The organism is Pseudarthrobacter sp. CC4, from assembly GCF_048957775.1.
In the GTDB taxonomy this organism is placed as follows: Bacteria; Actinomycetota; Actinomycetes; order Actinomycetales; family Micrococcaceae; genus Arthrobacter.
Map to the genome: position 1 here is coordinate 1 of NZ_JARCCZ010000058.1, position 4,723 is coordinate 4,723.

Below are 4,723 nucleotides of genomic sequence, written 5' to 3' on the forward strand. Positions count from 1 at the left end.
GTGTGGGAGAGTAGGTCACCGCCGGACAACCATTAGGTCGAGGCCCCAACCACCAGGTTGGGGCCTCCCGCATTTAAAAACCACACACCACCACACCACCCACAGCCCGCCTAGACTTACCGTCATGACCTCCAGCTCCAGCGGCCCACGGGTCCGCCGCGCCACTATCCTGGACGTGGCGGCCGCCGCCGGAGTATCCCGGCAGACAGTCACCCGGGCCATGAACGACATGCCCGGCATCAGCGCGGCCACCCGTGAACGTGTCAAGGCGCTGGCAACAGAGCTCGGATATTCCCCTAGCCGGTTCGCGAAGGGCCTGGTGCAGGGCGCCCGCACCTCACTGGGGCTGGCCATTCCGGACCTCACCAACCCTTATTTCCCGGCCTTTGCCTCCAGCGTGGTGGAGGAAGCCACGCAGCGGGGCTGGAACGTGGTGATGGATGATTTTGGCCACGGCAGCGGGAGCGGCCTCGATGCCGTGGCCCGGCTCGCGCCCCAGGTCGATGCCCTGATCGGATACCTTGGGGCCAGCTCGCAGCAAGCCCAGTCCTTGATGGGACGGCGTCCTGTGGTGGTCCTGGACTACCCGGCGGGACAGGCCGCCGGCCGGATCTCCTTTGACTACTTCCATGCGGCACGCATGGCACTGGAGCACCTTCTGGCGGCACAGCGCCGACAGATCGCCTACCTCGATTCGGACGAAGGCGGGCAGGCCACCACCCGCGGGCTCGCTGTTGCGGCAGCGGCCGCCGACGCCGGCATTGACATCATCATCCTTGAGGCGCAGGACACCGCCCCGGCGGCACGGGATGCAGTCCGCTTCCTGCTCGAGCAGCACGGCACGGTCGACGGGCTCCTGGTGTTCAACGACCTGATGGCGGCGGGAGCGCTTAAAGCCCTCAATGCCGCCGGCAGGGCAGTGCCGCGGGACTGTGCAGTGATCGGCATGGACGGCATACCCCTGGGCGAGCTGGTCTCACCCGAGCTGACCACGCTCGCACTGGACCTGCATGCAGTAGGCCGGGCCGCCGTCGGACTCGTGGCAGACCTGCTGTCCGGCGCAGTGGAGGCTGGGAGCCCGGAGGCCTCCTTGATCCTCAAGCATCAGCTGGTGCTTCGCCAGTCGGCCTGACCCTTCTCAAAGCAGACCTGAACGGCTAGGCTTGAAGCGCGGCCGTGAACGTTCACGTACGGCGAGCGAGACACGGTTCCCCGCACCACAGCCGCAGCCTCCCTGAAGCAAGGAAGCCCATGCCAGCCCATTCGCTTGCCGCCATGGCGGACAGCACGCCCGAAATCATCCCCGGTTCAGCAGCCCGACGCCTGGATCTTGGTGCTGGTGGGATCACGGACCTGGAATCTGTTGAACCCGGCAATGGCGCGTTGCCTCCGCGCGCTTACCTGCACAGCGACGCACCACGATTGTCGCTGAACGGGGACTGGCAGTTTCGCCTCAGTTCCGGAATCCGGACCGCGCCGAAAGCCGGCTGGCAGTGGGGCAGGCACCTGGATGGGTTCGAGAGCCTGCCCGTGCCATCGAGTTGGCCGATGCACGGGCATGGGTCCCCCGCCTACACCAATGTCCAGTTTCCCTTCGCCGTGGAGCCGCCGCATGTGCCGGACGCCAATCCCATTGGCGACCACGTAGTCGTCTTTGAGGCCGGCCCCGAGTTCTTCCCCCACGCCCTGCTGCGGTTCGACGGCATCGAGTCCGCGGGAACCGTGTGGCTGAACGGAAGAGAGCTCGGTACTACGCGCGGCAGCAGGCTGGCCCATGAATTCGATGTGTCCGGGATCCTGGTCCACGGGCAGAACAACCTTGCCGTGCGCGTGGCGCAGTTCTCGGCCGCCAGCTACGTGGAGGACCAGGACATGTGGTGGCTCCCCGGCATCTTCCGGGATGTCACGCTCCAGGCAAGGCCTGAGGCCGGCATCGACGACGTCTTCGTCCACGCAGGCTACGATCACGCCACCGGCGAAGGCACCCTCAAGGTCGAGGTGACCCGGGGCGGACAGGCGATTGACGCCGTCGTCCGCGTTCCCGAACTGGATGCGGAACTGCCCGCAGGCGCGGAACTGCGCATCCCCGCCGTCGAACCCTGGTCTGCGGAGGTGCCCCGGCTCTATGAGGCCACAGTCAGCACCCCCGGAGAGTCCGTGGAGCTGCGGCTCGGCTTCCGCAGCATCGCCATCGAGGACGCGCAGTTCAAGGTCAACGGGCGGCGGATCCTGCTGCGCGGCGTCAACCGCCACGAACACCATCCGCGCCTTGGCCGGGTGGTTCCCAGGGACGTAATGGAGGCCGAACTGCGGCTCATGAAGCAGCACAACATCAATGCCATCCGCACCTCCCATTACCCGCCGCACCCGGATTTCCTGGCACTTGCCGACGAGCTCGGCTTCTACGTTGTGCTCGAGTGCGACCTCGAGACCCATGGCTTTGAGAGTGCCGGCTGGGCCCGGAACCCGAGCGACGACCCGCAGTGGGAAACGGCGCTGGTGGACCGCATGCGCCGCACGGTTGAACGGGACAAGAACCACCCCGCGGTGATCATGTGGTCGCTCGGCAACGAGGCGGGGACCGGCAGGAACCTCGCCGCCATGTCCCGCTGGACCAAGGACCGGGACCCTTCCCGCCCCATCCACTACGAGGGCGACTGGTCCTCCGCGCATGTCGACGTCTACTCCCGGATGTATGCCAGCCAGGCAGAAACGGCCCTGATCGGGCAGGGGATTGAGCCGGCGATCGAAAATGCCGCGCTGGATGCCCGGCGCAGGGCGATGCCATTTGTCCTTTGCGAGTATGTCCACGCCATGGGCAACGGCCCCGGCGGCATGAGCGAGTACCAGGAGCTTTTCGAGAAGTACCCGCGCCTGATGGGCGGCTTCGTGTGGGAGTGGCTGGAACACGGCATCACCGTCGCCTCCCCGGACGGTGGCGAGCACTACGCCTACGGCGGGGACTTCGCCGAGGAAGTTCATGACGGCAATTTCGTCACCGACGGCCTGGTTGATGCGGACCGCAGACCCCGGCCCGGCTTGCTGGACTTCAAGAAGGTCATCGAGCCACTGCGCATAGCGGTGGCAGGTGACTGGTCCGGTTTCACGGTGCGCAACGGCCAGGACTTTGCGGACACCGCTGCATTCAGCTTCCGTTATGCGGTGGAAGCCGGCGGCAGGACCCTCGCCGCCGGCACTTCGGACGTTCCGCCCGTGGCTCCCCGGGCGGAAGCGGTCATTGAGCTGCCCGCCAGTGTCGCCGCCCTCGCCGCTGCGGAACATGACGGCCGGCCTGCGGTGCTCACCGTCAGTGCAGTCCTCGCCGCTGATTCGGCCTGGGCTGCCTCGGGTCACGAGCTTGCCTGGGGGCAGTCTGTCCGGGAGCCTGACGCTCCGGCCGGTCCGGCGCCGGCTGCAGCCGTGGACGTCCGGGACGGTGAACTGACGCTGGGACCTGTTGTCTTCAGCCGGGTGACGGGCATGCCCACCTCCATAGGCGGCATCCCGGTGGAAAAGTTCGCGCTGAATCTGTGGTGGGCCCCCACGGACAACGACCTCGGCCGTGAATGGGGCGGTGCCGACGAGCGTCCCCTGGCCGCCCAGTGGAAGGATGCCGGCCTCAACCGGCTCCACACCCGGCTGCTGGGTATCACTGCGGACCGCGCTGCCGGCCCCGCCCCTGGGTCCACTGCCGGCCTCACTGCCGACGGCGGGCGGAACGGTGGCGAAGTCCTGACCGTCCGGACGCGTGTAGGTGCTGCGGACAAACAGTACGGAGTATTTGTGGACTATGCGTGGACGAGCGACGGTGAAGCTGTCGGGCTTCGGACGTCGGTCCGGCCGGACGGCGCGTGGGCCAATCGAGGCTCCGGCGTGGAATGGGCGCGGATAGGGCTGGAACTTGTGCTGGGAGAAGAGACGGAGCTGGTGAGCTGGTTCGGCCAGGGCCCCCACCAGAGCTACCCGGACACGGGGCAGGGAGCGCGGACGGGCTGGTTCTCGCTCCCGCTTTCGGACATGGACGTGGACTACGTGCGGCCACAGGAGTCCGGCGCCCGGTCCGGAGTACGGTCCGCTGCTTTGCGGATTGGGGACCGGGCACTGGAGATAGCCGGTGATCCCTTTGCGCTGACTGTCCGGCCCTACAGCCAGGACGTCCTCGACGCTGCAATGCACCGTCCGGACTTGAAGGCGGACGGCCGGAGCTACCTCTATCTGGACCATGCGCTCAGGGGGGTGGGAACCGCTGCTTGTGGTCCCGGCGTGCTGCCGCAGTATCGGCTTGGGCCCCGTCAAGCCGACTTCTCCCTGACCCTGAGGGTGCGCTAGGGGAGCCGCAAAATGTGAGCCAGTCCATACCGCCGGAGGTTGCGGCGCAGAGGTGCCGGCTAAGGCCAAAGAGCCCTGAAAACCGCGGATTTCCGGGGTTCCCAGGGGTCTGCCCCACCCGAGGGGGAGGATTTGCAGAGCGGCTTCCCGCCGTGTATTGTTTTCTGAGTCGCCGCCGCTGAAGCGGAAAAATAGCGGCCAAACCCCTTAGCAAACAGCCTGAAAATGGTTCGCCACTTGGCGCGCCAAACGCGGGCGGGGCCGGGTTCGGAGCAACGAAAATCGCGGAAACGCCGATTTGCAAAGCTCCTTGAAACCGGGTAAGTTTGAAAAGTTGCTCCGGAGCGATCCACGGTGGTTTTTTGCTGGTGGTGGTGCCGGGTGTGTCTGTTGT

The 4,723-nt window shown here is 66.6% G+C and carries 2 protein-coding genes; both read left to right on the forward strand.

What is annotated here, in order from left to right:
• Positions 1–124: 124 nt before the first annotated feature.
• Complete coding sequence (locus tag PV768_RS21660; RefSeq protein WP_421094184.1) at positions 125–1,132, forward strand: LacI family DNA-binding transcriptional regulator; 1,008 nt, start codon at positions 125–127, stop codon at positions 1,130–1,132.
• A 119-nt stretch (positions 1,133–1,251) separates the two neighbouring features.
• Complete coding sequence (locus PV768_RS21665; RefSeq protein WP_421094185.1) at positions 1,252–4,329, forward strand: glycoside hydrolase family 2 TIM barrel-domain containing protein; 3,078 nt, start codon at positions 1,252–1,254, stop codon at positions 4,327–4,329.
• Positions 4,330–4,723 lie beyond the last annotated feature (394 nt).

Bases quoted from the DNA above. Each gene is read 5' to 3' on its own strand.
- PV768_RS21660 (WP_421094184.1), top strand. From the start codon at position 125: ATGACCTCCAGCTCCAGCGGCCCACGGGTCCGCCGCGCCACTATCCTG.
- PV768_RS21665 (WP_421094185.1), top strand. From the start codon at position 1,252: ATGCCAGCCCATTCGCTTGCCGCCATGGCGGACAGCACGCCCGAAATC.